Origin of the sequence: Pseudomonas sp. Xaverov 83 (genome assembly GCF_019352905.1) — a bacterium.
GTDB lineage: Bacteria > Pseudomonadota > Gammaproteobacteria > Pseudomonadales > Pseudomonadaceae > Aquipseudomonas > Aquipseudomonas yamanorum.
Genome location: NZ_JAAAFU010000075.1, coordinates 366,644 through 390,406, shown reverse-complemented (window position 1 = coordinate 390,406; position 23,763 = coordinate 366,644). Strand labels below are relative to the sequence as shown.

Here is a 23,763-nt window from a genome sequence, read left to right as displayed (position 1 = left end):
CCAACAACCCTACTTCGGCGGGCAGGCTCAATACTTGAGCGAATCACAGGGGTATCACGCAAACGATTGCTGCCCGGTGCGCAATCCGCTCAGGCGAGGCGCTCTACCTGGGGCAATTCCATGGCCTGCACCTCGCTCTGGAGAAAGTCACCCAGCCGTCGCAAACGCTCACCGCCGGGCCGGGTCTTTGGCCACACCAGATAGTAATTTTCCCCACTGGCCACCGCGGTGGGCCATGGCAGGCTCAGGCGGCCCTGGGCCACGTCTTCAGCCACCATCAGCAAGTCACCCATGGACACGCCGTACCCCCGCGCGGCGGCAATCATGCCCAGCTCCAATGTGTCGAACACCTGCCCGCCCTTGAGCGATACCTGGGATGACAGCCCCATGCGCTCCAGCCAATAGCGCCAGTCACGCCGGTCCGGCGTCGGGTGCAGCAATTCGGCAGAGGCCAGCCGCGTGACGTCCCAGGGCCCGTCGCTCAACAGGTTCGGCGCACCCACTGGAATCAGCAGTTCAGGAAACAGGTAGCAGGCTTCCCAGTCCGGCGGGAAGTGACCGTTACTCAGCAATACCGCGCAATCGAACGGCTCCTGGTTGAAGTCCACCTCATCGACACTCATCCAGGCGCTGGTCAGTTGCACTTCATTGCCCGGCTGCAAATGCCGGAAGCGACTGAGCCGTGCCAGCAGCCAACGCATGGTCAGGGTGGACGGCGCCTTCATGCGCAGGATGTCGTCCTCCGCATTCAATGTATGGCAGGCGCGCTCCAGGGCCGCAAAGCCTTCGCGCACGCCCGGCAGCAACAGGCGCGCCGCCTCGGTGAGTTGCAAGGTGCGGCCGCTGCGTTGGAACAGGCGGCAGGCGAAGTGCTCTTCCAGGGTGCGAATGTGCCGGCTTACCGCACTTTGGGTAATCGACAACTCTTCCGCCGCCCGGGTGAACGAGTTGTAACGGGAAGCCGCTTCAAACGCCCGCAAGGCGTAAAGAGGAGGAAGACGACGAGACATGGCGAAAGCTCCGACGGCGCAATCTCGAAACCCTACCAGAATCACTCAGGCATGAGTTTTAATCATGCGCGCCATCGGATTTATCCCTTTGTGCAATGCGCTGTGGGCGCCGAGAATCAACCCTTCCACCCTTCCCTGACTTTTTGAGCGTGATGATCATGCAGCATCCGGCACGTACCGAACTCTGGGCCATTCTGCGGCTGTCAGGGCCGTTGATTGCCTCACAGTTGGCCCACATGCTGATGGTGCTGACCGACACCCTGATGATGGCGCGGCTGAGCCCCGAGGCCCTGGCCGGCGGCGGCCTGGGTGCGGCGAGCTATTCGTTCGTGTCGATTTTCTGCATCGGCGTGATTGCCGCCGTGGGCACACTGGTCGCGATCCGCCAGGGCGCCGGCGATATTGAAGGCGCCACCCGCCTGACCCAGGCCGGGTTGTGGCTGGCCTGGTTGATGGCGCTGGTGGCCGGCTTGTTGCTGTGGAACCTCAAGCCGGTGTTGCTGATGTTCGGCCAGACCGAAACCAACGTCGCGTCCGCCGGCCAGTTCCTGACCATCCTGCCGTTCGCCCTGCCCGGCTACCTGACGTTCATGGCCTTGCGCGGCTTCACCAGTGCCATCGGCAAGGCCACACCGGTGATGGTTATCAGCCTTTGCGGCACAGTGATCAACTACCTGCTCAACCACGCGTTGATCGAAGGCATGTTCGGCCTGCCGAAACTCGGCCTGGTAGGCATTGGCCTGGTCACGGCCATCGTCGCCAACTGCATGGCACTGGCGCTGATCTGGTACATCAAATACAACCGTGCTTACGACGCCTACCCGCTGCGCAAGGGCCTGCTGCGGCCGAACCTGCATTACCTGCGGGAACTGTGGCGCCTGGGCCTGCCGATTGGGGGCACCTACGCGGTGGAAGTCGGGCTGTTTGCGTTCGCCGCTTTGTGCATGGGCACCATGGGCAGTACGCAATTGGCTGCGCACCAGATTGCCCTGCAGATTGTGTCAGTGGCGTTCATGGTCCCGGCGGGCATGTCCTACGCAATCACTATGCGCATCGGCCAGCATTACGGGGCCGGGAACCTGCTGGAAGCACGGCTGGCCGGGCGGGTGGGCATCGGCTTTGGCGCATTGGTGATGCTGGGCTTTGCAGCAGTGCTGTGGTTGTTCTCGCATCAGTTGATCAGCTTGTTCCTCGACCAGCATGACCCGGCGTTTCGCGACGTGATCAACCTCGCCGTGAGCTTGCTGGCGGTGGCCGCGTGGTTTGAGCTGTTCGACGGTGTGCAGACCATCGCCATGGGCTGCATTCGCGGGCTCAAGGACGCCAAGACCACCTTCCTGGTCGGGTTGGGATGCTACTGGCTGATCGGCGCACCGGCTGCGTGGTTGATGGCGTTCAACCTCGGCTGGGGGCCGACTGGCGTGTGGTGGGGCCTGGCGCTGGGCCTGGCGTGCGCGGCAATCAGCCTGACCTGGGCGTTTGAACGGAAGATGAAGCGGATGATTCGCCAGGAGCCTGAAACCCACCAAGGATTTCAAGCCGCGCAGCCGGAGTAACGACTCTACTCGGTCAGTGTAGGAGTTGGCTTATGTGGGAGCCGGGCTTGCCCGCGATGCAGGCACCTCGGTAGGTCAGACACATCGCAGTGATGCTATCGCAGGCAAGCCAGCTCCCACAAAAGCTGGCTCCCACATTTTGATCGGGTTTACACGGTCAGATCACGCCGCCCACCAGTTCCTGGCTGTCACCAAACGTCAGGTAGTCCACCAGCTCCGCCAGCGGCAACGGCTTGCTGATCAGGTAACCCTGAGCCTGATCGCAGCCGAACAACCGCAGCAACGCCAGTTGCTCTGCGGTTTCCACGCCCTCGGCTACTACTTCCAGGTTCAGGTTGTGGGCCAGGTTGATCATCGCGTGGACCAACTTGCGATTCTCTTCGCGCTCTTCCATGCCGCCGACGAAGCTTTTGTCGATCTTCAGCAAGGCAATCGGCAGGCTGTTGAGGTGCACGAACGACGAGAAGCCGGTGCCAAAGTCATCCAGGGAAAAGCGCACGCCCAGGCGGCCAAGGGCGTCCATGGTCTGCTTGACCAGGTCGCTGCGGCGCATCACGGCGGTTTCCGTCAGTTCAAATTCCAGCCACTGAGCTTCCACGCCACGCTCGGCAATCAGCCGGCTGAGGGTGCTGAGCAATTGGCTGTCCTGGAACTGGCGGAACGACAGGTTGACCGCCATGTGCAACGGCGCAATCCCGCGTTCGCGCAGGTCCTGCATGTCGCGCAGCGCCCGGGAAATCACCCAGTAGCCCAGCGGCACGATCAAGCCGCTCTGCTCGGCCAGGGGCACGAACTCGCTCGGTGGCAATAAACCGCGCTCGCCGTGGCGCCAGCGCACCAGCGCTTCGAGGCCGACGATATGCCCGTCGTCGAGGTCCAGGCGGGGTTGGTAATGCAGTTCCAGCTCGTCACGGCGCAACGCCCGGCGCAGTTCGCTTTCAAGGTCGGCGAGGCTGCGGGCATTGCGGTTGATGCGTTCGTTGAAGATATGAAAAGTACAGCCCTGGGTGCTCTTGGCTTGCTGCATGGCGATATGGGCGTGCCACATCAGCGGGTCGGCGCCGGCCCTGGCGCGGGCATGTGCCACGCCGAGACTGCAGCCGATCAGCAGGCTTTCGCCATCGACCCAATACGGTTCGGCCATAGCTTCGATGATGCGTTCGGCCATCCATTCGGCGCGCTGGGGCGCACGGCGGGTGTCGATCAGAAGGGCGAATTCATCGCTGCCCAGGCGTGCCAGTTGATCGCCGGCCTCCAATTGGCTCTTGAGCCGCGAGACCACTTGCAGGATCAGCCGGTCACCGGCCTGGTGACCGAGGGCATCGTTGGCGTGACGGAAGTTGTCCAGGTCGAGGTGACCGAGGGCGACGCCACGGCCTTCGTTTTCCGCCAGGCGGGCGGTCAACAGGGTCTGGAAGCCCTGGCGGTTGGCGATGCCGGTCAGCGGGTCCTGCTCGGCCAGGCGTTGCAGGGTGTTTTCCAGCACACCGCGCTCGCGCACATGCCGCAGGCACCGGCGCAATGTATCGACATCCAATGCATTCAGAATCAGCCAGTCGCTGACGCCAAGGGGCGAAACCAGAGGTTCCTCTTCCAACAGCAATACCGTTGGCAAGCTGCAACGACCGGGGCCGGGCTGAAGACTGGCCGTGGTCAACAACACCGCACTGTGATCGTCGTCGAACAGATTGCTCACAGACTCCCAGTTTGGCGCGCTGATCAGCACAGCTCCGTCGCCCATCGGCGCCAGGCACTCGCGCAATAACGCTGCCCACGCTGGCTCATCGGCCAGTAGCAGCAAACGCAAGGGTTCGACAGGCGTAGACAAGCTAGCTCCCTAGACTCTGCAAAATTTCGTTGGCGGCGGGCATTATGACGTGCGACCTGATAATGACCAATGATATGGGTTATCAAATACACACTGTGCGGCGCTAGACCGAACAATAGTCCTAAATGCCCTGCACATCCTGCGGCAAAGTAACAAAACCGGCAAATTTAGATCGAGTGGTACGTCACACTGTCGTTCAGAGGCAGCAGAATCTTGCCAGCCTGTTAAAATGCCCGCCCTTTTGATCAATGACTCCCTGAATTCTGTATGTCCCGACTCAATCCCCGGCAGCAAGAAGCCGTGAACTACGTCGGCGGCCCTCTATTGGTGCTCGCCGGTGCCGGTTCCGGCAAGACCAGCGTGATCACCCGCAAGATCGCGCACCTGATCCAGAGCTGCGGCATCCGCGCCCAGTACATCGTCGCCATGACCTTTACCAACAAGGCGGCGCGGGAAATGAAAGAGCGCGTCGGCACCCTGCTCAAGGGTGGCGAAGGCCGTGGCCTCACCGTGTGTACCTTCCACAACCTGGGGCTGAACATCATCCGCAAGGAGCATGTGCGGTTGGGCTACAAGCCGGGCTTCTCGATCTTTGACGAGACTGACGTCAAGGCGCTGATGACCGACATCATGCAAAAGGAATACGCGGGCGACGACGGCGTCGACGAGATCAAGAACATGATCGGCTCGTGGAAAAACGACCTGATCCTGCCCGCCGAAGCCCTGGAAAACGCGCGCAACCCCAAGGAACAGACCGCCGCCATCGTCTACACCCACTACCAGCGCACGCTCAAGGCGTTCAACGCGGTGGACTTCGACGACCTGATCCTGCTGCCGGTGAAGCTGTTCCAGGAACACGCCGACATCCTCGAAAAGTGGCAGAACAAAGTCCGCTACCTGCTGGTGGACGAATACCAGGACACCAACGCCAGCCAATACCTGCTGGTGAAGCTGCTGATCGGCAAGCGCAACCAGTTCACCGTGGTGGGCGACGACGACCAGTCGATCTACGCCTGGCGCGGCGCCCGCCCGGAAAACCTGATGCTGCTCAAGGACGACTACCCGTCCCTGAAAGTGGTGATGCTGGAGCAGAACTACCGCTCCACCAGCCGCATCCTGCGTTGCGCCAACGTACTGATCTCCAACAACCCCCACGAGTTTGAAAAACAACTCTGGAGCGAGATGGGCCACGGCGACGAGATCCGCGTGATCCGCTGCCGCAACGAAGACGCCGAAGCCGAGCGCGTGGCCGTCGAACTGCTCACCCTGCACCTGCGTACCGACCGGCCCTACAGCGACTTTGCGATCCTGTACCGCGGCAACTACCAGGCCAAGCTGATCGAGCTGAAGCTGCAGCACCACCAGATTCCTTATCGTCTGTCGGGCGGCAACAGCTTTTTCGGACGCCAGGAAGTGAAAGACCTGATGGCCTACTTCCGGCTGATCGTGAACCCGGACGACGACAACGCGTTCCTGCGGGTAATCAACGTCCCGCGCCGGGAAATCGGTTCGACCACCCTGGAAAAGCTCGGCAACTACGCCACCGAACGCAAGATCTCGATGTACGCCGCCACCGACGAAATCGGCCTGGGCGAGCACCTGGACACCCGCTTCACCGATCGCCTGGCGCGCTTCAAGCGCTTCATGGACAAAGTGCGCGAGCAGTGCGCCGGCGAAGACCCGATCAGCGCCCTGCGCAGCATGGTCATGGACATCGACTACGAGAACTGGCTGCGCACCAACAGCTCCAGCGACAAGGCCGCCGATTACCGCATGGGCAACGTGTGGTTCCTGATCGAGGCGTTGAAAAACACCCTCGAGAAGGACGAAGAAGGTGAGATGACCGTCGAGGACGCCATCGGCAAGCTGGTCCTGCGGGACATGCTTGAACGCCAGCAGGAAGAGGAAGACGGCGCCGAAGGCGTGCAGATGATGACCTTGCATGCGTCCAAGGGCCTGGAATTCCCCTACGTGTTCATCATGGGCATGGAAGAGGAAATCCTCCCGCACCGCTCCAGCATCGAAGCCGACACCATCGAAGAAGAACGGCGCCTGGCCTACGTGGGCATTACCCGCGCGCGTCAGACCCTGGCCTTCACCTTTGCCGCCAAGCGCAAGCAGTACGGCGAGATCATTGATTGTGCCCCCAGCCGGTTCCTTGACGAACTGCCGCCGGATGACCTGGCATGGGAAGGCAACGACGACACACCAACCGAAGTCAAAGCCGTTCGCGGCAATACCGCCCTGGCGGATATACGCGCGATGTTAAAGCGCTAGAATCGACTACTTTTTAATCTACTTTCGGCGCGTGTTGCGCCAACAGAGGAAGCTTTCGTGGAAGCACTGCACAAGAAAATTCGCGAAGAAGGCATCGTGCTTTCCGATCAGGTACTCAAGGTCGACGCCTTTCTGAACCACCAGATCGACCCGGCGCTGATGAAACTGATCGGTGACGAATTCGCTGCGTTGTTCAAGGATTCGGGCATCACCAAGATCGTCACCATCGAAGCCTCGGGCATTGCACCGGCGATCATGACCGGCCTGAACCTCGGCGTACCGGTGATTTTCGCGCGCAAGCAACAGTCCCTGACCCTGACTGAAAACCTGCTGTCGGCGACGGTGTATTCCTTCACCAAGAAAACCGAAAGCACCGTGGCGATTTCCCCGCGCCACCTGACCAGCAGCGACCGCGTGCTGATCATCGATGACTTTCTGGCCAACGGTAAGGCGTCCCAGGCGCTGATTTCGATCATCAAACAGGCCGGCGCGACCGTTGCAGGTTTGGGGATCGTGATCGAGAAGTCGTTCCAGGGTGGCCGTGCGGAGCTGGATGCACAGGGTTATCGGGTTGAGTCGCTGGCGCGGGTGCAGTCGTTGGCGGGTGGGGTTGTGACCTTTATCGAGTAATTTGCAGCACTGCAAATCCCGAGTGAACACAATTCAAAATGTGGGAGCTGGCTTGCCTGCGATAGCGGAGTGTCAGTCGACAGAGATGTCGACTGTCAGGCCCTCATCGCAGGCAAGCCAGCTCCCACATTTGATTTGTGGTGTTTGTTAGTGCGCGGTGGCTTGTAGGCCCGCTAGCAGCAGCCGCTGGTACAGGTCCTCTTTCAACCCCTCCGGCTTATCCAACCCCATCCGCACCAAATGCTCGGGAAACGCCTCCGGCTCCGGTGCATCCAGCGCCGCCTTGCCCAGTTCCAGAATTTCCGTCAGCTTGAATTTGCTCTTGAGCCAGTTCAACGCCCGCAGCAAATCCCGCTCTTCATCGGTGAAATCACAGCCCAACGGATACTCCGGGAACAACCTCGGATGCCGAGCTTGAATCGCCTGCAGACGCTCCGGCGTGTTGTCGGTAAACCGCGGATCCAGCTGGAAATCCTTCGGCAACTTCCCGGCCTTCTGCGCCTGTTCGATCAAGTCTTCCTGGAACCGCGAGTCGGTGATATTCAGCAGCGCCTCGATTACCTTGGCATCGGTCTGCCCACGTAAATCCGCGATCCCGTATTCGGTGATGACGATGTCCCGCAGGTGCCGGGGAATGGTGCAGTGGCCGTATTCCCAGACGATATTGGAACTGACCTCGCCTCCCGATTCGCGCCAGCTGCGCAGGATCAGGATCGAGCGCGCGCCTTCCAGCGCATGGCCCTGGGCGACAAAGTTGTATTGCCCGCCGACGCCGCTGAGCACCCGGCCGTCTTCCAACTGGTCGGCCACGCCCGCGCCCAGCAGGGTCACGGTAAACGCGCTGTTGATAAACCGCGCATCCAGGCGCTGCAAACGCTTGAGTTCTTCCTGCCCGTAAAGCTCGTTGATGTAGCTGATGCGGGTCATGTTGAATTCCAGGCGCTTGCTCTGGGGCAAATCCCGCAGGCGCTCGTAGAAACTTTGCGGGCCGAGGAAGAAGCCGCCGTGCACCGAAATGCCGTCGGTCTGCGCGGCTTCGTCCATGGTGCCGGCGTTAGCCCGCTCCTGAGTCGCCACGTCCGGGTACACCTTGCGCCGCACAATCCCGGCGTCGGCCAGCACCAGCAGGCCGTTGACGAACATTTCGCTGCAACCGTACAGGCCACGGGCGAAGGGTGCGACGCCACCTTCATGGCTGATCAGCGGCGCCCATTGGTACACATCCAGGTCGGTGAGCAACAGGCGATACGCCTCGTTGTCCGCCTGGCGTGCCAGCAAGGCGGCGGTCAGTGCGTCGCCCATGGAGCCGATGCCGATCTGCAGGGTGCCGCCGTCGCGCACCAGGGTGCTGGCGTGCAAACCGATAAAGTGGTCCTGGAAACCTACAGGCATGTTCGGCGTGGAGAACAGCGTGGTGCTGTCCTTCTCGTCGATCAGGAAGTCGAATTCGTCCATGCCCAGTTCGGCGTCGCCGGGCATGTAGGGCAAATCACTGTGAACCTGGCCCACCACCAGGATGGTTTCACCGGCTTCGCGGCGCTTGGCGATCATCGGCAACAGGTCGAGGGTGATGTCGGGGTTGCAGCTCAGGCTCAGGCGATCCGGGTGTTCGGCGCTGCTGGCCACCAGCTGCGCAACGAGGTTCAGGCCGGCGGCGTTGATATCACGGGCGGCGTGGCTGTAGTTGCTGCTGACGTAATCCTGCTGAGCCGAGGCGCTGTGCAACAAACTGCCGGGCTGCATGAAGAACTGCTGCACGTGAATGTTGGCCGGCAGATTGTCCTTGTGCAGGGCGGCGAGGAAATCCAGCTCGGGATAGCCGCCGAAAACCCGTTCGATAAAAGGTTCGAGGAAGCGCTTCTGCAAGCCATCGCCCAAGGTGGGGCGACCCAGGACCAGGGCGGTGTAAATGGTCAGCGCCCGATCCGGCAACTTGGCGATACGCCGGTACAGCGCGTTGACGAACAGGTTGGGTTTGCCCAGGCCCAGGGGCATGCCCATGTGAATATGCGCCGGCAGCCGTGCCAGTACGTCGTCGACCGCTTGCTCGATTGAACACAACTGCACCATCCGACTTCTCCCGAACATTCCATGAATTGGGGTTGGACCGAGCTTGCCGGGTCTTTGCTGCAAAGAACAGCCTAAAAAGGCAAATCGCGGACACAAAAAAGCCGCTGGTCAGCGGCTTTTTTGGCGAAGATCGGTTTATTTAAGACCCGACATCTTCTCGATCGCGCCTTTAAGCTCGGCATCCGAGCAGTCTGCGCAGGTGCCTTTGGGTGGCATGGCGTTCAGGCCGGTGATGGCCTTGGCCAGCAGGCCGTCGAGGCCACCCTGGTGGTCCGCGCGGTCTTTCCAGGCGGCGGTGTCACCAATTTTCGGTGCGCCCAACAGACCGGTACCGTGGCAAGCGTTGCAGTGCTTGGCGATCACGTCATCCGGCGATTTCGCACCGCCGCCGCCGCCCGCAGCCACTGCCACTTCCATCCCCTTGCACTCTTGCCCCTGGACACACACCTGGCCGACAGGCTCAAGGCGTTTGGCAATTTCATCATTGGTCGCAGCTTGAGCGCTGACAGCCCATAGGGCCAGTACGGTTGCTGGTGCAGCCAGCATTTTCATAATTAGGTTCACGCGTTCACCCTCAATGGTGGCTATTCACGCCTGCGGCCACGGTTTCGCAGGCGGCGAAAGTATAACGGTTAGCCCGCCCCGCCGAAACAACCCTATTAACCAAAGGGAGATTCAGCAGGCCGGAATGCTGCTACGGGCGTCTCTGCGACATAGGCAGGACGCCTCTTTTCTTAAAAGTTCGCGGGTGTGGCTGCGCTGATTAGTCGCGCCGGCACTTCGAACGGATTACGAAAACGGTGCGGCTTGGTGCTTTCAAAGTAGTAGCTATCGCCGGCTTCGAGCACAAAAGTTTCAAGACCGACTACCAGCTCCAGGCGGCCTTCCACCAGAATCCCGGTTTCCTCGCCCTCATGGGTGAGCATCTCTTCGCCGGTATCAGCACCTGGTGGGTAGATCTCGTTGAGGAACGCAATCGCCCGGCTCGGATGCGCGCGGCCCACCAGTTTCATGGTGACGGCGCCGTCGGAGATATCGATCAGCTCATTGGCTTTATAGACGATCTGGGTCGGTTTTTCCTGGAGGATCTCCTCGGAAAAGAACTCCACCATCGACATGGGAATGCCGCCCAGCACCTTGCGCAAGGAGCTGATGGAGGGGCTGACACTGTTTTTTTCGATCATCGAAATGGTGCTGTTGGTGACGCCCGCGCGCTTGGCTAGCTCACGCTGGGAAAGACCTTTCAGTTTACGGATGGATTGCAGTCGTTCGCCGACGTCCAATGCAGGAGCCTCCTAGGATTCAGGCGTTGTTGTAATTGAGCGTTATCATGGCGACAGCGTTCAGTATTTACAACACTTTGGCCTAAATCCCGGGATCTGCCATTCGTGGGTGCCGCTCAAGCGCCGGAATAGAGCCGTGGCACCCGGCGCAGGTTGCAGAAGATCTGGTACGGAATGGTGTCGGCGGCGGTGGCAACGTCACTGGCGAGGATGTTTTTGCCCCACAACTCGACGGTGGAGCCGAGCCCGGCCTGAGGTACGTCGGTCAGGTCGATACACAGCATGTCCATCGACACACGGCCCAGCAGTTGACTGCGCTGGCCGGCCACCAGCACTGGGGTGCCGGTGGGCGCGTGGCGCGGGTAGCCGTCGGCATAACCCATGGCAACCACGCCGACGCGCATCGGTTTCGGGGTGATGAACTTGGCGCCGTAGCCCACCGGCTCGCCGGCCGGCAGTTCACGTACGCAGATGACTTTCGACTCAAGGGTCATCACCGGCTGCAAGCGCGCGGCGATGGCCTGGTCCTCGCCAAACGGCGTGGCGCCGTAAAGCATGATGCCCGGGCGTACCCAGTCACTGGACACGTTCGGCCAGCCCAGCACCGACGGCGAATTGCGCAGGCTGACCTGGGCCGACAAGCCCTGGCGCGCCGCTTCAAACACCGCGACTTGCTCTTCGCTGCTGGTGCTGTCGAGCTCATCGGCACGGGCGAAGTGGCTCATCAGCACGATCTTCGCGACTTTGCCGCTGGCCAGCAGGCGCTGGTAAGCGTCGTGATAATCCTTGGGGTGCAAGCCGACACGGTGCATGCCCGAATCAAGCTTGAGCCAAACGGTCAGCGGCTTGCTGAGCTGCGCCTGTTCAATTGCATCCAGCTGCCACAGCGAATGCACCACGCACCAGAAATCATGCTCGATGATCAGCGGCAGCTCGTCGGCTTCGAAAAAACCTTCCAGCAACAGCACCGGCCCGTGAATGCCGGCGGCCCGCAGTTCCAGCGCTTCCTCGATGCAGGCCACGGCAAACCCGTCCGCCTCGGCTTCCAGCGCCTGAGCAACGCGCACGGCACCATGGCCGTAGGCATCGGCCTTGATCACGGCGAGGGCCTTGGCCCCACCCGTGACTTCACGGGCCAGTTGGTAGTTATGGCGCAGGGCTTGGAGGTCGATCAGGGCACGGGCAGGACGCATGGCGGCAGGCTTCTAGGCGGCAGTGAGAAGAAAAAACCGGCACCCACTGACTGCGCGGGAACCGGGAGAGGAGTTTTGCTTAAGGCAGAGCGGCCACAACCGACAGCTCTACCAGGATTTCCGGTTCGCAGAGTTTCGCTTCAACCGTGGCACGGGCCGGCGCGACGCCTTTTGGCAACCACTTGTCCCATACCGCGTTCATCCCGGCGAAATCGGCGTCGATGTCTTTCAGGTAGATGGTCACCGACAGCAGCTTGGTCTTGTCGGTACCGGCCAGGTCCAGCAAGCGCTCGATATTGACGAGGGTTTCGCGGGTCTGCTGTTCAATCCCGGCACTCATGTCGTCGCCGACCTGCCCTGCCAGATACACGGTACCGCTGTGAACAACGATCTGGCTCATGCGCTCATTGGTGAGCTGGCGCTGGATTGACATGTTTTGCGGACTCCTGGTGATTGCCATAACGGGAAATATCGAGGCCTTCGGCACTGATTTGCGGGGTTTTCTTCGCCATCAAATCGGCCAGCAAACGACCAGAGCCACAAGCCATGGTCCAACCGAGGGTGCCGTGGCCAGTGTTCAGGAACAGGTTTTTGAACGGGGTGGCACCGACAATCGGCGTGCCGTCTGGCGTGGTCGGGCGCAGGCCGGTCCAGAAACTGGCCTGGCTCAAATCGCCGCCCTGAGGATAAAGGTCGTTGACGATCATCTCCAGGGTTTCCCGCCGGCGCGGGTTCAGCGACAGGTCAAAACCGGCTATCTCGGCCATGCCACCGACGCGGATGCGGTTGTCAAAACGGGTGATCGCGACCTTGTAGGTCTCGTCGAGAATGGTCGAAGTCGGGGCCATCGCCGCGTTGGTGATCGGCACGGTCATCGAGTAACCCTTGAGCGGGTACACCGGCGCCTTGATCCCCAGTGGCTTGAGCAGCTTCGGCGAGTAGCTGCCGAGGGCCAGCACGTAGCGGTCGGCGGTTTCCAGCTTGCCGTCGATCCACACACCGTTGATCCGGTCACCGGCGTAGTCCAGCCGCTGGATATCTTGCTCGAAGCGGAATTCGACACCCAGTTGCTTGCACATGTCGGCAAGGCGGGTGGTAAACATCTGACAGTCGCCGGTCTGATCGTTCGGCAGGCGCAGGGCACCGGCAAGGATATCGGTGACGCTGGCCAGGGCTGGTTCAACCCGGGCAATGCCGGCGCGGTCCAGTAGCTCGTAAGGCACGCCAGACTCTTTCAACACGGCGATGTCCTTGGCGGCACCGTCCAGCTGGGCCTGGGTACGGAACAGCTGGGTAGTCCCCAAGGTGCGGCCTTCGTAGGCAATGCCCGTCTCGGCGCGCAGCTCATCGATGCAGTCGCGGCTGTACTCGGACAGGCGCACCATGCGCTCCTTGTTCACCGCATAACGGCTGGCGGTGCAGTTGCGCAACATCTGCGCCATCCACAGGTACTGATCGATATCGGCGGTGGCCTTGATCGCCAGGGGTGCGTGGCGCTCCAGCAGCCATTTGATGGCCTTGAGCGGCACACCTGGTGCAGCCCATGGCGAGGCGTAGCCCGGCGAGATCTGCCCGGCGTTGGCGAAACTGGTCTCCATGGCCACAGCCGGCTGACGGTCGACCACGACCACTTCAAAACCAGCTCGTGCCAAATAGTAGGCACTGGCCACGCCAATGACACCGCTACCCAAGACCAGAACGCGCATTTTTATTCCCTCATCACGGCTTGACCGCTGACGTTTGTTGTTCAGCACAAAGATGTGGGCAGTATAAAAAGCAATCACCAGTGCATTTCACTATATAACTGCCTATATTTGGCGACAATTCTCGGCAAAAACCCTTTTCACGGAGGAGCATCCCCTATGCGGACCAACACTCAAACCAAGCGGGAGCTGGACAAGATCGACCGCAACATCCTGCGCATCCTGCAGGCAGACGGGCGAATTTCGTTTACCGAGCTGGGGGAAAAGGTCGGCCTGTCGACCACGCCATGCACCGAGCGGGTCCGGCGCCTGGAGCGCGAAGGGATCATCATGGGTTACAACGCCCGGCTCAATCCGCAGCATTTGAAGGGCAGCCTGCTGGTGTTTGTCGAGATCAGCCTCGACTACAAGTCCGGCGACACCTTTGAAGAATTCCGACGCGCCGTGCTGAAACTACCCCACGTGCTGGAGTGCCACCTGGTGTCGGGGGATTTCGACTACCTGGTGAAGGCGCGAATCTCGGAGATGGCGTCGTACCGCAAATTGCTCGGCGATATCCTGCTCAAGCTGCCCCACGTAAGGGAGTCCAAGAGCTACATCGTGATGGAAGAGGTGAAAGAGAGCCTGAACCTGCCGATCCCGGATTAAGACAGCACCACAGGCCAATGTGGGAGCGGGCTTGCTCGCGAAGGCGGCATGCCAGCCAACCCTATATCCACTGATCCACCGCATTCGCGAGCAAGCCCGCTCCCACACTAGTTGATCGGGGACATCCGCTAGACCAATACCTGACGCGTCGACGCCATGTACGCGTGAATCTGCTTTTCCACCCGTGGGTGGATCAACTCCACCGGGCGGCGGTCGTTGGGGCATGGCAAGGTCGGCGTGGTGCCGAACAGGCGGCAAATCAGCGGGCGTTCGTCGTACACGGTGCAGCCATTGGGACCGAGGTGCACGCAGTTGAGTTCGTCCATCGCCACTTCCTGCTCGGCAGCGGTCTTGCGCGGCAGGCGCGACATTTCCTCGGTGGACGTGGTCACCGGCCCACAGCAGTCGTGGCAACCCGGGACGCACTCGAATGAGGGAATCTGCCGGCGCAGCGCGTTGACTTTCTGACTGTTGCAACTCATCGACACAGGGACCGAACGGCGAATAGGCGTGGATTCTGCCCTAAAAGCCCCCGGTGAGACAGCTTCGCCCGACCGCTGTATCCTGCGTCAAATTTTCCAAACAGGGATGCTCCCCATGACCGCCAGCGCCCGGCACACCAATTCCTACTACGCCGCCAGCAGTTTCCCGCAGCCTGATTATCCGGTGCTGACAGGTGAAATCGTGGCCGATGTGTGCGTGGTCGGCGGCGGCTTTTCGGGGCTCAACACCGCCCTGGAACTGGCAGAACGGGGTTTCAGCGTGGTCCTGCTGGAAGCCCGCAAGATCGCCTGGGGCGCCAGCGGGCGCAATGGCGGACAACTGATTCGTGGCGTCGGTCATGGCCTGGACCAGTTCACCAACGTCATCGGCAGCGAGGGTGTGCGCCAGATGAAACTGATGGGCCTGGAAGCCGTGGAAATCGTACGCCAACGGGTCGAACGTTCGCAGATTGCCTGCGACCTGACCTGGGGCTACTGCGACCTGGCCAACAAACCCCGCGACCTGGAACACCTGGCCGCCGACGCCGAAGAACTGCGAAGCCTCGGTTATCGCCATGAAGTACGCCTGCTGCAAGCCAGCGAGATGCCCGGCGTGATCGGCTCTAACCGCTATGTGGGCGGCATGATCGACATGGGCTCCGGCCACCTGCACCCTCTGAACCTGGCCCTCGGTGAAGCAGCGGCTGCACAACAGTTGGGCGTCCAGCTGTTCGAGCATTCCGAAGCGGTGCGCATCGATTACGGCCCGGAGGTCAATGTTCACACCGCCCAGGGCAATGTACGTGCCAAGACCCTGGTGCTGGGCTGCAACGCTTATTTGAACGGCCTCAACCCGCACCTGAGCGGCAAAGTGCTTCCCGCCGGCAGCTACATCATCGCCACCGAGCCGTTGAGCGAAGCCCAGGCAGCCGAGTTGCTGCCGCAAAACATGGCCGTATGTGACCAGCGAGTGACGGTGGACTACTTCCGGCTGTCCGCCGACCGACGCTTGTTGTTCGGGGGTGCCTGCCATTATTCCGGACGGGATCCGAAGGACATCGGCGCCTACATGCGTCCGAAAATGCTGCAGGTATTCCCACAACTGGCCAACGTGAAAATCGATTACCAGTGGGGCGGCATGATCGGCATCGGCGCCAACCGCCTGCCGCAGATTGGCCGGCTGGCCGACCAACCCAATGTGTATTTCGCCCAGGCGTATGCTGGCCACGGCCTCAATGCCACCCACCTGGCAGGCAGACTGCTGGGCGAAGCCATCAACGGCCAGCAAAGCGGGCGGTTCGATCTGTTTGCGAAGGTGCCACACATCACCTTCCCGGGCGGCAAGCATTTGCGCTCGCCGCTGCTGGCGCTGGGAATGCTCTGGCACCGGTTGAAAGAACTGGTCTGAATCAACCGCGCCAGAAGGGTTTTAATCCTTCCTGGCGCGCCTGTTCGACACTCAGGCCCACGTCACGCAGTTGTTCAGGGGTCAACTCCAGCAAGGTCTTGCGCGTGTGCATGCGGTGCCAGAACAACGCCCATGAGCTGAGTGCGGGGGCCGTGGTCCGCGCCGCCATGCGCCGCTCCTGCCCGGCTTCCAGTTCCTGACCGTGTAACGCCAACCGCACATCGCTCAACCCGCTCATTTTTCCTGCCCCTCATTTGCGTATTGCCATGAGTACGTAGGATGAGCCGGTGCGCGAAACCATGACAGATTCAACCACCCAGTATTAAATCCATACAGATACTGCCTATTGGCGGCTGAATCCTGTATTTTCAGCCTATCTGTACTGGTAGCCGGGAAGCATCGCCATGACCCTATACGTCAACCTCGCCGAACTGTTGGGCACGCGCATTGAGCAGGGCTTCTATCGCCCGGGCGATCGATTGCCGTCAGTGCGGGCCTTGAGTGTGGAGCACGGGGTAAGCCTGAGCACCGTACAGCAGGCCTATCGGATGCTGGAAGACAACGGCCTGGCGATGCCAAAACCCAAATCCGGCTACTTCGTACCCGTGGGCCGCGACTTGCCCGCACTGCCCGCCGTCGGCCGCCCGGCCCAGCGCCCGGTGGAGATTTCCCAGTGGGACCAGGTGCTGGATCTGATCCGCGCAGTGCCACGCAAAGACACCATACAGTTGGGTCGGGGCATGCCGGATGTATTGTCGCCGACCATGAAACCCCTGTTGCGCAGCCTGGCCCGGATCAGCCGCCGCCAGGACATGCCAGGGCTGTATTACGACACCATCCACGGCAACCTGGAGCTGCGCGAACAGATCGCACGCCTGATGCTCGATTCAGGCTGCCAACTGACGCCCCAGGATCTGGTGATCACCACCGGTTGCCACGAAGCGCTGTCCGCGAGCATCCACGCCATCTGCGAGCCGGGCGACATCGTTGCCGTCGACTCGCCGAGCTTCCATGGCGCCATGCAGACCCTGAAAGGCCTGGGCATGAAAGCCTTGGAAATCCCCACCGACCCACTCACGGGTATCAGCCTGGAAGCGCTTGAACTGGCGCTGGAGCAGTGGCCGATCAAAGTCATCCAGCTGACCCCCAACTGCAACAACCCACTGGGCTACATCATGCCGGAGTCGCGTAAACGCGCGCTGCTGACCCTGGCCCAGCGCTTCGACGTGGCAATCATCGAAGACGATGTGTATGGCGAACTGGCCTACAGCTACCCGCGTCCACGCACTATCAAGTCCTTCGACGAAGATGGCCGCGTCGTACTGTGCAGTTCCTTCTCGAAAACCCTGGCGCCCGGCCTGCGGATTGGCTGGGTAGCACCCGGTCGTTACCTCGAGCGCGTCCTGCACATGAAATACATCAGCACCGGCGCCACCGCGACCCAGCCGCAGATCGCGATTGCCGAGTTTCTGAAAAATGGCCATTTCGAACCGCATTTGCGGCGGATGCGTACGCAATACCAGCGTAATCGCGACCTGATGCTCGATTGGGTCAGCCGCTATTTCCCGGCCGGCACCCGCGCCAGTCGTCCACAGGGCAGTTTCATGCTGTGGGTGGAGCTGCCGGAAGGCTTCGACACCCTGAAGCTCAACCGGCTGCTAGTGGATGAAGGTGTACAGATTGCCGTGGGAAGTATCTTTTCCGCCTCCGGCAAGTACCGGAATTGTTTGCGCATGAACTACGCTGCCAAACCGACGCCGCAGATTGAAGAGGCCGTGCGCAAGGTCGGCGCAACCGCCATCAGGTTGCTGGCCGAAGCGGTGGACTGACCTTTTGCGGGAAATAGCCGTCATATGCCGACAATCGCCCTGACTCGGAACCCATGTCATTGATGACCCAACGGCTATTACCGTTTTTCCTGCTGGGCATCCTGGCCCTGGGCGGCTGCGCAACCATCGACCAGCCGCGCACGCCCAGCGAGGCGCTGCCGGCCAGCGAGTCGTCCTTCGGCCGCTCGATCCAGGCCCAGGCCGCGCCGTACAGAGGCCGCTCCGGTTTCCGCCTGCTGCCCAACAGCAGCGAGGCCTTCATGGCTCGCGCCGAACTGATCCGCAACGCCCAGACCAGCCTCGACTTGCAGTACTACATCGTCCACGACGGCATCAGCACCCGCATGCTCGTGGATGAACTGCTCAAGGCCGCCGACCGTGGCGTGCGCGTGCGTATCCTGCTGGACGACACCACCAGCGACGGCCTGGACCAGATCATCGCCACCCTCGCCGCCCACCCGCAGATCCAGATTCGCCTGTTCAACCCGCTGCACCTGGGCCGCAGCACCGGCGTGACCCGGGCCATGGCGCGGCTGTTCGACCTGTCGCTGCAACACCGTCGCATGCATAACAAGCTGTGGCTGGCGGACAACAGCGTGGCCATCGTCGGCGGCCGCAACCTGGGGGATGAATATTTCGACGCCGAGCCCAACCTCAACTTCACCGATATCGACATGCTCAGCGTAGGCCCGGTGGCCGAACAACTGGGCCACAGTTTCGATCAGTACTGGAACAGTGCGTTGAGCAAGCCCATTGGCGATTTCGTCAGCAGCGCCTCCAAAGGCGACCTGGCCAGCGCCCGCGTACGCCTGGAAGAATCCCTTGCCGAGTCTCGCCAGCAAAACCATGCCCTGTACAACCGCCTGCGCACTTACAAGACCCAACCGCGCATGGACATCTGGCGCCGCGAACTCATCTGGGCCTGGAACCAGGCACTGTGGGATGCGCCGAGCAAGGTGCTGGCCAAGGCCGATCCGGATCCACGGCTGCTGCTGACCACCCAGCTGGCACCGGAGCTGGAAGGGGTGAGCCACGAGTTGATGATGATCTCGGCTTACTTCGTGCCGGGCCAGCCTGGCCTGGTGTACCTGACCGGTCGTGCGGACGCCGGCGTCTCGGTGAGCCTGCTGACCAATTCCCTGGAAGCTACCGACGTGCCCGCCGTCCACGGTGGCTATGCGCCCTACCGCAAGGCATTGCTGGAGCACGGAGTGAAACTGTACGAGTTGCGCCGCCAGCCGGGAGACAGCGGCGGCAGCGGCCCTCATCTGTTCCGCAAAGGCACTTTCCACGGTTCGGATTCCAGCCTGCACAGCAAGGCGATCATCTTTGACCGGGAGAAATCCTTTATCGGCTCATTCAACTTCGACCCGCGCTCGGTGCTGTGGAACACCGAAGTCGGGGTGCTGGTGGACAGTCCCGAACTGGCGGAACACGTGCGCAACCTGGCACTGGAGGGCATGGCGCCCCCGTTGAGCTATCAGGCGAAACTACAGGATGGCCAGGTGGTGTGGGTGACTGAAGACAACGGCCAACTGCACACCCTGACCCGCGAACCGGGCAGTTGGTGGCGCCGGTTCAATGCCTGGTTTGCCACCTCCGTCGGGCTGGAACGCATGCTTTAAGAACAGCGCAGAGCCCTGTGGGAGCCGGGCTTGCCCGCGATTGCGGAGTATCAGGCACAGGATGCGCAAGCTGACACTCCGCTATCGCAGGCAAGCCAGCTCCCACAGTTGTTCGCATTTCAAGTTCAGGCCGGCTGGGTGGCGCCGAATGCACCTTGGCGAAGCAGCAGAATCACCAATCCCAGCGCCCCCGCTGCCATCAACAGCGGCAACGCATGCCCGCTGATCCACTGGCTGCCGGCACCAGCCACCAGTGGGCCGATCAGGCAGCCAATGCCCCACAGCTGCGCGATATGCGCATTGGCGCGCACCAGTGCGTCGTCGCGGTAGCGCTCGCCAATCAGGATCAGCGACAAGGTGAACAACCCACCGGCGCTGGCCCCGAACAGCACCCACACCGGCCAGATCAGCAGCGTATCGAGCAACAGCGGAATTGCCAGGCTCGTCGCCAGCAGCATCAGCGCGCAGCCGAGAAACAGCGTGCGTCGAGGCAGGTAGTCCGCCAGCGCGCCAATCGGCAGTTGCAGCAACGCATCACCGACCACCACCGTACTCACCATCGCCAGGGCAATCTCGGCGGTGAAGCCCTGTTGCAGGCAATACACCGGCAACAGCGTCAGAATCATCGCCTCGAACGCGGCGAATAACGCCACCGCCCAGGCAATCGCCGGCAAACCCTGGCAGAAGCGCAGCAAGTCGCCGAAGGTCACGCTGAAGGACTCGGCAGTGGGCGCCCCGGAGCGGCCCAGCAGCAGGATCGGTGAGAACGTCAGCAGACCAACGCCCACCCAGAACCCAATGTCGTTGTCCGTACCCAGCGCGCCCAGCAGCAACGGGCCCGACAGTTGGCTCAAGGCATAGCTGCAGCCATACAGCGCCACCAGACGGCCGCGCCAGCGCTCGATCACCAGTTGGTTGATCCAGCTTTCGCCGAGGATAAACACGATGGTCAGGATCACCCCGATCATCAGCCGCAGCACCAGCCATACCGGGTAGCTGGGCAATACCGCCAGCAAGCCGATGGAAATCGCCCCGGCCCACAGGCACAGGCGCATCAGGTTCGCCGTGCCCAGGCGCGAGGCCAGGCCGCTGGAGACCTTGGCACCCAACAGCACACCAAAGGCCGGCATCGCCGCCATCACGCCGATGGCGAAGCTGCCGTAGCCCCAGCTTTCCAGGCGCAGGGACACCAGCGGCATGCTCACGCCCAAGGCCAGGCCCACGCTCAAGACCGACGCCAACACGGCGAAATAGGTCGCCCAACGCATTTCCACGCTCCTGTGGATGATTTGGAGATCACACAAAACAGTGTGGGAGCGAGCTTGCTCGCGAATGCGGTGTACCAGTCAATACATCAGCGACTGTGCTACCTCATTCGCGAGCAAGCCCGCTCCCACATTTTTTACGGCGGTGTTTCTGGAAGCTTACAACTTGATCCAGGTCGCCTTCAGCTCGGTGTACTTGTCGAACGCGTGCAGCGACTTGTCGCGGCCGTTACCCGACTGCTTGAAACCACCGAACGGTGCAGTCATGTCGCCGCCATCGTACTGGTTGACCCACACGCTACCGGCACGCAGTGCCTTGGCGGTCAGGTGCGCCTTGGAGATGTTCGACGTCCATACCGCAGCGGCCAGGCCGTATTGGGTGTCGTTGGCGATCGCGATGGCTTCTTCCACGCTGTCGAAGGCAATCACCGACAGCACTGGGCCGAAGATTTCTTCCTGGGCGATCTTCATGGCGTTGGTCACGCCGTCGAAAATCGTTGGCTCGACATAGGTGCCACCGCTTTCCTGCAGCGTGCGCTTGCCGCCGGCCACCAGCTTGGCGCCATCGGCATGCCCGGCTTCGATGTACGACAGCACGGTGTTCATCTGCTGGGTATCCACCAGCGCGCCAACCGTGGTGGCCGGGTCCAGCGGGTTGCCCGGCTTCCAGGCCTTGAGGGCCTCGATCACCAGCGGCAGGAATTTATCCTTGATCGAACGCTCCACCAGCAGGCGCGAACCGGCAGTGCACACTTCGCCCTGGTTAAAGGCGATGGCGCCGGCCGCGGATTCGGCGGCGGCTTGCAGGTCCGGGGCATCGGCAAACACGATGTTCGGGCTCTTGCCGCCGGCTTCCAGCCAGACGCGCTTCATGTTCGACTCGCCGGAGCGAATCAGCAGTTGCTTGGCGATCTTGGTGGAACCGGTGAACACCAGGGTGTCTACGTCCATGTGCAGCGCCAGGGCGTTACCCACGGTGTGGCCATAACCCGGCAGCACGTTGAACACGCCTTTCGGGATACCGGCTTCAACCGCCAGCTCGGCGATGCGGATCGCGGTCAGCGGCGACTTTTCAGACGGTTTGAGGATCACCGAGTTACCGGTGGACAGCGCCGGCCCGAGTTTCCAGCAGGCCATCATCAGCGGGAAGTTCCACGGCACGATGGCCGCGACAACGCCGACGGGCTCACGGGTCACCAGGCCAAGCTGGTCGTGGGGAGTGGCTGCGACTTCATCGTAGATCTTGTCGATGGCCTCGCCGCTCCAGCTCAGGGCTTGCGCCGCGCCCGGGACGTCGATGTTCAGGGAGTCGCTGATCGGCTTGCCCATGTCCAGGGTTTCAAGGAGTGCCAGCTCTTCGGCGTTGGCCTTGAGCAAGCCGGCGAAACGGATCATGGTGGCTTTGCGCTTGGCTGGCGCCAGGCGCGACCAGGCACCGGAATTGAAGGTGGCGCGGGCGTTTTCAACCGCGCGCTGGGCGTCGGCGACGTCACAGCTGGCAACCGTTGCCAGCAGACGGCCATCGACCGGGCTGAGGCATTCGAACGTGTCGCCGGAAACGGCGGCGGTGTATTCGCCATTGATGTAGGCGCGGCCTTCGATCTTCAGATCCTTGGCGCGTTGTTCCCAGTCGGCACGGGTCAGGGTGGTCATGCGAGTGTCCTCCTCTTATTGAATACAAGGGCCGGGCGATGTACCCAGGCGCCTTCGAAGAATGCTTGCCCGGCCAGCCAGCTGTTCGGCTCAAGGCAGCTGCCACCCTAAACCAGCGACGATGGATGTTTCAATATATTTGACATAACGGCAGCAAACGCCCTTGCGATGTTCATTTTAATAAACATAGACTTTGAGCTCTCCAACCGCAGGCCAGACGGGACACGCCCATGAACATCCAGAATATCGTCGACTTCAGCCAGGCCAGGACTGAGCCTGACCGCTACCGTCCGGCCGCGGAGAAAATCCTCAAGGGCGACCCTGAGCAAACCGTCTACAACCACTACAACAGTCCGTGCGGCCAGATGAGCGCCGGGGTCTGGGAAGGTGAAGTCGGGCAGTGGAAGGTCAATTACACAGAGCATGAGTACTGCGAGATCGTACAGGGCGTCTCTGTATTGCGCGACGCCGACGGCAACGCCAAGACCTTGCGGGCCGGTGATCGCTTCGTCATTCCGGCCGGCTTCAGCGGCACCTGGGAAGTGCTGGAACCCTGCCGCAAGATCTACGTGGTGTTCGAAGAAAAGGCCTGATCAATTCTTCAGGCACAAAAAAAAGCCCGCATCGTGAGATACGGGCTTTTTTTCACAAGAAAGAAAACCAATTACTTGATTTTGCCTTCTTTGTAGATCACGTGCTTGCGAACGCGCGGGTCGAACATTTTCTTTTCGAGCTTGTCCGGGGTAGTACGCTTGTTCTTGTCGGTAGTGTAGAAGTGACCAGTACCGGCGCTAGAGATCATTCGAATCAATTCACGCATGATTTAGCTCCTTAGATTTTGCCGTCGCGGCGCAGTTCGGCCAGCACGACAGTGATGCCGCGCTTGTCGATAACACGCATGCCTTTGGCAGATACGCGCAGACGGACAAAACGTTTCTCTTCTTCAACCCAAAAGCGGTGATGCTGCAGGTTTGGCAGGAAACGACGACGGGTTTTGTTGTTTGCGTGGGAAATGTTATTCCCAGTCACCGGACCCTTACCGGTAACTTGACAGACTCTCGACATGCCTCAGCCCTCTAAAACCACATGCCCAACCCGGCATGGGTTGGCCGCTTAATCTCTCAGTCATTTGGCGCCAGGCGCCGCGTTTCTTTAGGGTCTTACCGGCTACACCTACTAGCGAAGGAACCGGGCCCCTAGAAAAGAGCGCTGCTTTATACCAGAAAGACCCCAGTGCAACAACAGGCCGTGTACTTTTATACGCGTAAATCCAGGCCATGGACGCCTGAACCGTTGCCAGGGT

General features: G+C 61.2%; 22 protein-coding genes. 8 read left to right on the top strand and 14 right to left on the bottom strand.

Annotated features, from left to right (window positions below; genetic code table 11):
- Positions 1 to 89 precede the first annotated feature (89 nt).
- Positions 90 to 1,010 (bottom strand): LysR substrate-binding domain-containing protein, encoded by a 921-nt coding sequence (locus tag K0H47_RS23010; protein WP_026077860.1) that lies wholly within the window; start codon positions 1,008 to 1,010, stop codon positions 90 to 92.
- Positions 1,011 to 1,162: 152 nt separating this feature from the next.
- Between K0H47_RS23010 and K0H47_RS23005 the strand changes: the two genes are divergently transcribed.
- A complete protein-coding gene (locus tag K0H47_RS23005; protein WP_219273708.1) occupies positions 1,163 to 2,566 on the top strand; it encodes a NorM family multidrug efflux MATE transporter in 1,404 nt (467 codons plus the stop codon).
- A 157-nt stretch (positions 2,567 to 2,723) separates the two neighbouring features.
- On the opposite strand, the gene K0H47_RS23000 is transcribed toward K0H47_RS23005, so the two are convergent.
- Complete coding sequence (locus tag K0H47_RS23000) at positions 2,724 to 4,394, bottom strand: bifunctional diguanylate cyclase/phosphodiesterase (protein WP_063033860.1); 1,671 nt, start codon at positions 4,392 to 4,394, stop codon at positions 2,724 to 2,726.
- 267 nt (positions 4,395 to 4,661) lie between these two features.
- On the opposite strand from K0H47_RS23000, the gene rep reads away from it, so the two are divergent.
- Positions 4,662 to 6,671 carry a DNA helicase Rep gene (gene rep / locus K0H47_RS22995; RefSeq protein WP_017476688.1) on the top strand — a complete coding sequence of 670 codons (2,010 nt, stop codon included), beginning with the start codon at positions 4,662 to 4,664 and terminating at the stop codon, positions 6,669 to 6,671.
- Positions 6,672 to 6,728: 57 nt separating this feature from the next.
- Positions 6,729 to 7,301 (top strand): xanthine phosphoribosyltransferase, encoded by a 573-nt coding sequence (locus K0H47_RS22990; protein ID WP_008439415.1) that lies wholly within the window; start codon positions 6,729 to 6,731, stop codon positions 7,299 to 7,301.
- Between the two features lie 147 nt (positions 7,302 to 7,448).
- On the opposite strand, the gene K0H47_RS22985 is transcribed toward K0H47_RS22990, so the two are convergent.
- The 6 genes from K0H47_RS22985 to dadA all read right to left on the bottom strand — a co-directional run bounded on the left by K0H47_RS22985 (position 7,449) and on the right by dadA (position 13,553).
- Positions 7,449 to 9,371, bottom strand: a complete 1,923-nt coding sequence (locus K0H47_RS22985) for an acetyl-CoA hydrolase/transferase C-terminal domain-containing protein (RefSeq protein ID WP_063033859.1) — start codon at positions 9,369 to 9,371, stop codon at positions 7,449 to 7,451.
- Between the two features lie 135 nt (positions 9,372 to 9,506).
- The gene (locus K0H47_RS22980; RefSeq protein ID WP_003208757.1) at positions 9,507 to 9,923 is read right to left on the bottom strand and encodes a cytochrome c5 family protein; all 417 of its coding nucleotides are present in this window, start codon (positions 9,921 to 9,923) and stop codon (positions 9,507 to 9,509) included.
- Between the two features lie 182 nt (positions 9,924 to 10,105).
- Positions 10,106 to 10,654 carry a cupin domain-containing protein gene (locus K0H47_RS22975; RefSeq protein WP_003208755.1) on the bottom strand — a complete coding sequence of 183 codons (549 nt, stop codon included), beginning with the start codon at positions 10,652 to 10,654 and terminating at the stop codon, positions 10,106 to 10,108.
- A 116-nt stretch (positions 10,655 to 10,770) separates the two neighbouring features.
- Positions 10,771 to 11,847, bottom strand: coding sequence for an alanine racemase (gene alr / locus K0H47_RS22970; protein WP_093203721.1), 1,077 nt, complete (start codon positions 11,845 to 11,847; stop codon positions 10,771 to 10,773).
- A 79-nt stretch (positions 11,848 to 11,926) separates the two neighbouring features.
- Entirely contained in the window at positions 11,927 to 12,280 is a 354-nt protein-coding gene (locus K0H47_RS22965) for a RidA family protein (protein ID WP_003208752.1), read from the bottom strand.
- Positions 12,252 to 13,553 (bottom strand): D-amino acid dehydrogenase, encoded by a 1,302-nt coding sequence (gene dadA / locus K0H47_RS22960; RefSeq protein ID WP_063033857.1) that lies wholly within the window; start codon positions 13,551 to 13,553, stop codon positions 12,252 to 12,254. Before dadA ends, K0H47_RS22965 begins: the two co-directional genes overlap by 29 nt.
- A gap of 156 nt (positions 13,554 to 13,709) precedes the next feature.
- On the opposite strand from dadA, the gene K0H47_RS22955 reads away from it, so the two are divergent.
- Positions 13,710 to 14,198 carry an Lrp/AsnC ligand binding domain-containing protein gene (locus tag K0H47_RS22955; protein ID WP_003206849.1) on the top strand — a complete coding sequence of 163 codons (489 nt, stop codon included), beginning with the start codon at positions 13,710 to 13,712 and terminating at the stop codon, positions 14,196 to 14,198.
- A gap of 128 nt (positions 14,199 to 14,326) precedes the next feature.
- Here the strand turns inward: K0H47_RS22955 and K0H47_RS22950 are convergent, their stop codons facing one another.
- Positions 14,327 to 14,680 (bottom strand): YkgJ family cysteine cluster protein, encoded by a 354-nt coding sequence (locus K0H47_RS22950; RefSeq protein WP_177025214.1) that lies wholly within the window; start codon positions 14,678 to 14,680, stop codon positions 14,327 to 14,329.
- A gap of 115 nt (positions 14,681 to 14,795) precedes the next feature.
- Between K0H47_RS22950 and K0H47_RS22945 the strand changes: the two genes are divergently transcribed.
- Entirely contained in the window at positions 14,796 to 16,088 is a 1,293-nt protein-coding gene (locus K0H47_RS22945; RefSeq protein WP_177025215.1) for an FAD-binding oxidoreductase, read from the top strand.
- 1 nt (position 16,089) lies between these two features.
- Here the strand turns inward: K0H47_RS22945 and K0H47_RS22940 are convergent, their stop codons facing one another.
- Positions 16,090 to 16,326: a DUF1127 domain-containing protein gene (locus tag K0H47_RS22940; protein WP_093203711.1), complete on the bottom strand. Its 237-nt coding sequence runs from the start codon at positions 16,324 to 16,326 to the stop codon at positions 16,090 to 16,092.
- Positions 16,327 to 16,492: 166 nt separating this feature from the next.
- Between K0H47_RS22940 and K0H47_RS22935 the strand changes: the two genes are divergently transcribed.
- Both K0H47_RS22935 and K0H47_RS22930 read left to right on the top strand, forming a co-directional pair.
- Positions 16,493 to 17,917: a PLP-dependent aminotransferase family protein gene (locus K0H47_RS22935; RefSeq protein ID WP_093203706.1), complete on the top strand. Its 1,425-nt coding sequence runs from the start codon at positions 16,493 to 16,495 to the stop codon at positions 17,915 to 17,917.
- A 62-nt stretch (positions 17,918 to 17,979) separates the two neighbouring features.
- The gene (locus tag K0H47_RS22930; RefSeq protein WP_177025298.1) at positions 17,980 to 19,542 is read left to right on the top strand and encodes a phospholipase D family protein; all 1,563 of its coding nucleotides are present in this window, start codon (positions 17,980 to 17,982) and stop codon (positions 19,540 to 19,542) included.
- 125 nt (positions 19,543 to 19,667) lie between these two features.
- Here the strand turns inward: K0H47_RS22930 and K0H47_RS22925 are convergent, their stop codons facing one another.
- Together K0H47_RS22925 and K0H47_RS22920 are read right to left on the bottom strand one after the other, a co-directional pair.
- Positions 19,668 to 20,810, bottom strand: a complete 1,143-nt coding sequence (locus K0H47_RS22925) for an MFS transporter (RefSeq protein ID WP_219273707.1) — start codon at positions 20,808 to 20,810, stop codon at positions 19,668 to 19,670.
- 156 nt (positions 20,811 to 20,966) lie between these two features.
- Positions 20,967 to 22,460: an aldehyde dehydrogenase gene (locus K0H47_RS22920; RefSeq protein WP_017476698.1), complete on the bottom strand. Its 1,494-nt coding sequence runs from the start codon at positions 22,458 to 22,460 to the stop codon at positions 20,967 to 20,969.
- Positions 22,461 to 22,690: 230 nt separating this feature from the next.
- Here K0H47_RS22920 and K0H47_RS22915 point away from each other — a divergent pair, with 230 nt between their 5' ends.
- Complete coding sequence (locus tag K0H47_RS22915) at positions 22,691 to 23,053, top strand: cupin domain-containing protein (RefSeq protein WP_003213261.1); 363 nt, start codon at positions 22,691 to 22,693, stop codon at positions 23,051 to 23,053.
- Positions 23,054 to 23,124: 71 nt separating this feature from the next.
- Here the strand turns inward: K0H47_RS22915 and rpmG are convergent, their stop codons facing one another.
- Positions 23,125 to 23,280 (bottom strand): 50S ribosomal protein L33, encoded by a 156-nt coding sequence (rpmG, locus tag K0H47_RS22910; RefSeq protein WP_003176906.1) that lies wholly within the window; start codon positions 23,278 to 23,280, stop codon positions 23,125 to 23,127.
- 11 nt (positions 23,281 to 23,291) lie between these two features.
- A complete protein-coding gene (rpmB, locus tag K0H47_RS22905; RefSeq protein WP_003213263.1) occupies positions 23,292 to 23,525 on the bottom strand; it encodes a 50S ribosomal protein L28 in 234 nt (77 codons plus the stop codon).
- Between the last annotated feature and the right edge of the window lie 238 nt (positions 23,526 to 23,763).